3 protein-coding genes and 1 pseudogene are annotated in these 5,254 nt (G+C 66.7%); 2 read left to right on the forward strand and 2 right to left on the reverse strand.

Going from position 1 to position 5,254, the window contains the following annotated elements; genetic code table 11:
• Positions 1 to 4: 4 nt before the first annotated feature.
• Positions 5 to 469 (reverse strand): RICIN domain-containing protein, encoded by a 465-nt coding sequence (locus H613_RS32695; protein ID WP_439330253.1) that lies wholly within the window; start codon positions 467 to 469, stop codon positions 5 to 7.
• Positions 443 to 1,408: pseudogene (locus H613_RS32700) on the reverse strand (glycoside hydrolase family 62 protein); the annotation flags it as partial. The gene H613_RS32695 and the pseudogene H613_RS32700, both read right to left, overlap by 27 nt.
• A gap of 574 nt (positions 1,409 to 1,982) precedes the next feature.
• On the opposite strand from H613_RS32700, the gene H613_RS0120520 reads away from it, so the two are divergent.
• Together H613_RS0120520 and H613_RS0120525 are read left to right on the forward strand one after the other, a co-directional pair.
• Positions 1,983 to 3,776 carry an RICIN domain-containing protein gene (locus H613_RS0120520; RefSeq protein WP_051393627.1) on the forward strand — a complete coding sequence of 598 codons (1,794 nt, stop codon included), beginning with the start codon at positions 1,983 to 1,985 and terminating at the stop codon, positions 3,774 to 3,776.
• Positions 3,777 to 3,807: 31 nt separating this feature from the next.
• Complete coding sequence (locus H613_RS0120525) at positions 3,808 to 5,250, forward strand: endo-1,4-beta-xylanase (protein WP_026925253.1); 1,443 nt, start codon at positions 3,808 to 3,810, stop codon at positions 5,248 to 5,250.
• Positions 5,251 to 5,254 lie beyond the last annotated feature (4 nt).

Genomic DNA, 5,254 nt, shown 5'->3' on the forward strand with positions numbered 1-5,254 from the left:
CCGGTTATCCGAGGGTCCATTGCTGGTTGGTGCCCCCGTGGCAGGACCACAGGTGGACCAGGGAGCCGTTCGCGGTGCCATAGCCCTCCACATCCAGGCAGAGCCCGGACTGGGCGTTCGTGATCGACCCGTCGCCGTTGAGGTTCCATTTCTGGTTGGTCCCGCCATGGCAGTCCCAGATGATCGCCAACGTCCCATCGGCCGTACCCGCACCCTCGGCATCCAGGCACTTGTTCCCGTACACCCGCAACTCACCGGCATCGGTGTACGTCCACTGCTGATTCGAACCGTTCCAGCAGTCATAGATCTGCAACTGCGTCCCGTTCGCCGTCGACTGACCCGGCACATCCAGGCACCGGCCCGAACCCGTCCCGGTCAGATGACCCGACTCACCGGTACCACCACCGTCATCATCGCCGCCACCGTCATCACCACCACCGTCGCAGCTCGAATTGGTCTGGGTGAGCAGGCCGAGCCGCCACGGCAGGCTGTTGTAGTCGCCGCCGGAGTTCGGGTCGCGGCCCTGGTACAGGTACTCCATGTCGCAGGACGGCACCGTCAGCGTCTGGTCGACGACGGTGCGGACCATCTCACCGTGGCTGATGTCGTTCGTCCACCGTCCGGACGGGAACGACACGTTCGCCTTGCCGGCGAACGGGTGGCTCTCGCTGTCGGCGAGGGCGTTCCACGGTCCGGAGATGCTCGAAGAGGTCCAGGAGCGGAAGTAGCGGCCGTTCGAGCCGATCGCCTCGACGATGAGCATGTACTGGTTCGTGCCCTCCACCTTGTACACGTTGCTGGCCTCGAACAGGGCGTACTTCGAGTCCTGCATGGCGATGACGGGCTCGCTCATGCCGTTCGGGAAGTTCGACACCGAGGTCTGCGACCGGTAGAGGTGGCCGTTGTCGTCGGAGGAGAACAGGTGGCAGTTGGCCGAGTCGCAGATGACCCACATGTCGACCCAGTAGCCGTTTCCGATGTTGTCCCGGATCGTCTGGGGCATCGAGGAGTAGAAGTGCCTCGGCGCGCTCCACCCGGCCGGGTTGGAGATGTCCGGGTTGGTGGAGTAGGCGGCGTTGCCGTCCTGGTAGACCAGGTACCACAGGCCTTGCGGCGCGAAGTAGAAGACCTCGGGGGCGGCGCGGTAGCCGCCGCCGATGCCGGACCGGTCGAGGTAGTAGTGGGAAGCCGAACCCGCCTGGGACCAGTCGCTGAAGTGCGTGTACATCAGGTTGTAGCCGGCCGAGCTCGCGATGCTGGCGAACACGTGGTACTCGCCGCCGTAGTACACCACCGTGGGGTCCTTGATCCCGTCGGGACTGTGGGAGCCGTCGGGCTTGGGCCCGATGAGCGGTCCGCTGGAGTTCCACTGGAACGAGCCGGGCAACGCTTGGGCCTGTGCCGGGGAGGGCGTTGGATCGGCTGCGGCGGAGAGGGTGGCCGCGACGACGGCGGCCACCAGCGCGATCACGAGCGACGCGATCCGCAGTCGGACAGTGGACAACTTCATCGTGGGGTGCCTTTCTGGTCGCGGCCGAGCGTTAGGTTACCGTTCACAATCACGTCGGCCTCCGAAAGTTTCTGCATACCCGTCGAAAATACGGGACTCGGAGATCAGGATAACCAGACAACTTCGGATATGTAAATAGGTCGATGCATCTTCAACCACCTCGACCGGCCCGTCGAGGATCCGCCCCGCCGCGGGCATCGAGCGCTTCAGCCCCTGGTCGCTTCGCCGCGTTTCGAGTCGATCCGCTTCGACGGCTTGACGAGATATCGAACTCCGTCTATAGTTCCAAGCACACAATTTTCTGCCTGTCCTTCGAAAATTTCGATGACCGCTGTTCCCGGAGTCCCGAACCGGCAAGGCCGCCACCCGGCACCGACGACCGCGCCCGCCGAAACTCCGCCCTTCGCGGCACGATGCCCTCGGAGCGCAGGCGACCACCTCTTCCATTGATCTCGCGACGCGTGGAGCGACCATGACATTGAGAGCGATAACACGACGAGGCGGCACCGCGACGGCGATCGCCGCGGCGCTGGCATTGGCGCTGGCCGTCCTGGTGGCGACCCCCGGTGAGAGCCGGGCCCAATCAGCGCTGAACGTGGACCTCGCCACCGAGACCGGTCCGGCGACCGGCGTCGGACTGGGGTTCCTGTACGGCGTGACCGGCGACGGCTCGCAGCCGACCGACGAACTCCTCGAACCCCTGCGCATGAACGCCTTCCGCGCCGGCGGGCACATGACCCGGGGCTGGATCGAGGACGGCTACCGGTACGGCCCGGCCACTCAGACCATCATCGACTCGATCACCGACCAGGCCGAGCGCTTCACCGCCCCGCCGTACGAGGCGCAGTACCAGGTCATCCTGAGCGACGTCTACGGCGCGTTCGGCGGCCAGGGGGCCGACACGAGGTACCCGTGCGACAACGGCGACTGCTCGAACTGGGCTGACTTCGTGGCCACGGTCGCGACGGCACTGCGCGACACCGGGATGCCGATGTCGTACGACATCTGGAACGAGCCCGACATCGACATCTTCTGGACGCGCGGCGTCAACAGCCCGCAGTACTTCCAGATGTGGGACACCGCCGTCCGCGAGATCCGCCGCGTCGATCCGAACGCGGACGTCCTCGGCCCGTCGTTCGCCTACACCCCCGAGCGCCGCCCGCAGCAGTGGCAGACCTGGCTGCAGCACACCAAGGCCGCCGGCACCCTCCCCGACTGGATCGCCAACCACACCCTGGGCGAGATCGACGACCCCGTCAGCGTCGGCCAGGCCACGCTCGACGCCCTGGCCGCCAACGGCATCGAGCCGCTCCCGATGTCCGCCAACGAGTACCAGCCCGCGGGCATGCAGACCACCAACGTCCTCGCCTGGTACCTCGCACGATTCGCCCAATCCGACTACACCAACGCCTTGCGCGGCAACTGGAACTGCTGCCTGACGCCGAACCTGACCGGCATCCTCACCGACACCGGCGGCACCTGGCGGCCGACCGGCCTGTGGTGGACGATGCGCGCGTACGCCGACATGACCGGAACGCTGGTCGACACCTCGGAACAGGTGGGCGGCACGGCCATCGCCGCGTCCAAGGACAGCGACGCGCAGCGGGCCGTCGCAGTCATCGGCGACATCAACGGGCGCACCGGATCGACCTCCGTCACCTTCGACGGGCTGTCGTCGACGCCCTGGCTCGCCGTCGATGGGAACGTCCACGTCACCGTCAAGCGCATGCCCGAGCAGGCGCCGCTGAGCACGCCGCAGATCGTGTTCGAACAGGACATGAGCATCGCGGGCGGCTCGGTCACGGTGCCGCTGACGTTCCAGCAGTCGACCGACGCCTACGCCGTCTACCTGACCCCCGGCGGCCAGGGCGGCGGCACGGAGAGCGGACGGCTGATCGGCGCGGGTTCGGGCCGGTGCCTGGACGTGCCGGAGGCCTCGACCCAGAACGGCACGCAGCTGGCGATCTGGGACTGCCACGGCGGGGTGAATCAGCAGTGGACCTACACCGACGCCGGTGAGCTGCGGGTCTACGGGAGCAAATGCCTCGACGCCGAGAACAACGGCACGACCGACGGCACGGCGGCGATCATCTGGGACTGCCACGGCGGGACCAATCAGCAATGGACCCTCAACACCGACGGCACCATCACCAGCGTCCAATCCGGACTGTGCCTGGACGTGGAGGGTTACGGCACCGCCAACGGCTCACCGGTCCACCTGTGGACCTGCCACGGCGGCACCAACCAGCAATGGAACCTCAACTGACCTCCTGTCTCCGAAAAGCAAAGGATTCGCAATGACCATCAGTCCACCTAGACGGCGCCGCCTCTGGTCGGCCCTCGCCACCGCCGCGGTCGCCTGCACGGCGGCGGCCACGGCCTTCGTGGTGTCCTCCAGTCCGGCCCAGGCCGCTTCGACGCTCGGCGCTTCGGCCGCCGAGTCCGGCCGGTACTTCGGCGCGGCCGTCGTCCCGAACCTCCTCAATGACGGGGCCTACTCGTCCGCGCTGAACGCCGATTTCAACTCGGTCGTGGCCGAGAACGCCATGAAGTGGGACGCCACCGAACCGAACCGGGGCCAGTTCAACTTCTCCGGCGGCGACCAGATCGTCTCTTATGCCCAGAGCCACGGCATGGAGGTGCGGGGCCACACCCTCGTCTGGCACGCACAGCAGCCCGGATGGGCTCAGGGCCTGGGCGGGAACGACCTGCGCAACGCGATGCTCGACCACATCGCCGGAGTCGCCGGCCACTGGAGGGGCGACATCGCCTCATGGGACGTGGTCAACGAGGCGTACCTGTGGGACGGCAGCCGCCGCCAGTCGAACCTCCAGCAGCAACTCGGCAACGACTGGATCGCGGACGCCTTCCGGGCGGCCGACGCGGCCGATCCGAACGCCAAACTCTGCTACAACGACTACGGCACCGACGGCATCAACGCCAAGAGCACCGCGATCTACAACATGGTGCGCGACTTCCAGTCGCGCGGCGTGCCGATCGACTGCGTGGGCTTCCAGTCCCACCTCGCCTCCAACTCCGACATGAGCAGCTACCAGGCCAACCTCCAGCGCTTCTCCGACATCGGCATCAACGTGCAGATCACCGAGCTCGACGTCGGCGGCTCGGGTGGCGCGCAGGCGAACGTGTACCGCCAGGTGACCGAGGCGTGCATGGCCGTCGAGCGCTGCAACGGCATCACCACCTGGGGCATCACCGACGCGCACTCGTGGCGCGGCGACGAGACCCCGCTGCTGCTCGACGGCAACTACCAGAAGAAGGAGGCGTACTACGCCGTGCTCGACGCGCTGAACAGCGGTGACGGTGGCGGCGATGATGACGGTGGTGGTACCGGTGAGTCGGGTCATCTGACCGGGACGGGTTCGGGCCGGTGCCTGGATGTGCCGGGTCAGTCGACGGCGAACGGGACGCAGTTGCAGATCTATGACTGCTGGAACGGTTCGAATCAGCAGTGGACGTACACCGATGCCGGTGAGTTGCGGGTGTACGGGAACAAGTGCCTGGATGCCGAGGGTGCGGGTACGGCCGATGGGACGTTGGCGATCATCTGGGACTGCCATGGCGGGACCAACCAGAAATGGAACCTCAACGGCGACGGGTCGATCACGAACGCCCAGTCCGGGCTCTGCCTGGATGTGGAGGGCTATGGCACCGCGAACGGCTCCCTGGTCCACCTGTGGTCCTGCCACGGGGGCACCAACCAGCAATGGACCCTCGGATAACCGG

The sequence above is a fragment of the Glycomyces arizonensis DSM 44726 genome (assembly GCF_000482705.1).
GTDB classification, from domain to species: domain Bacteria; phylum Actinomycetota; class Actinomycetes; order Mycobacteriales; family Micromonosporaceae; genus Glycomyces; species Glycomyces arizonensis.

Excerpts from the sequence above, each read along its gene's own strand:
- H613_RS0120525 (WP_026925253.1), top strand. The coding sequence starts at position 3,808 with ATGACCATCAGTCCACCTAGACGGCGCCGCCTCTGGTCGGCCCTCGCC.
- H613_RS0120520 (WP_051393627.1), top strand. The coding sequence starts at position 1,983 with ATGACATTGAGAGCGATAACACGACGAGGCGGCACCGCGACGGCGATC.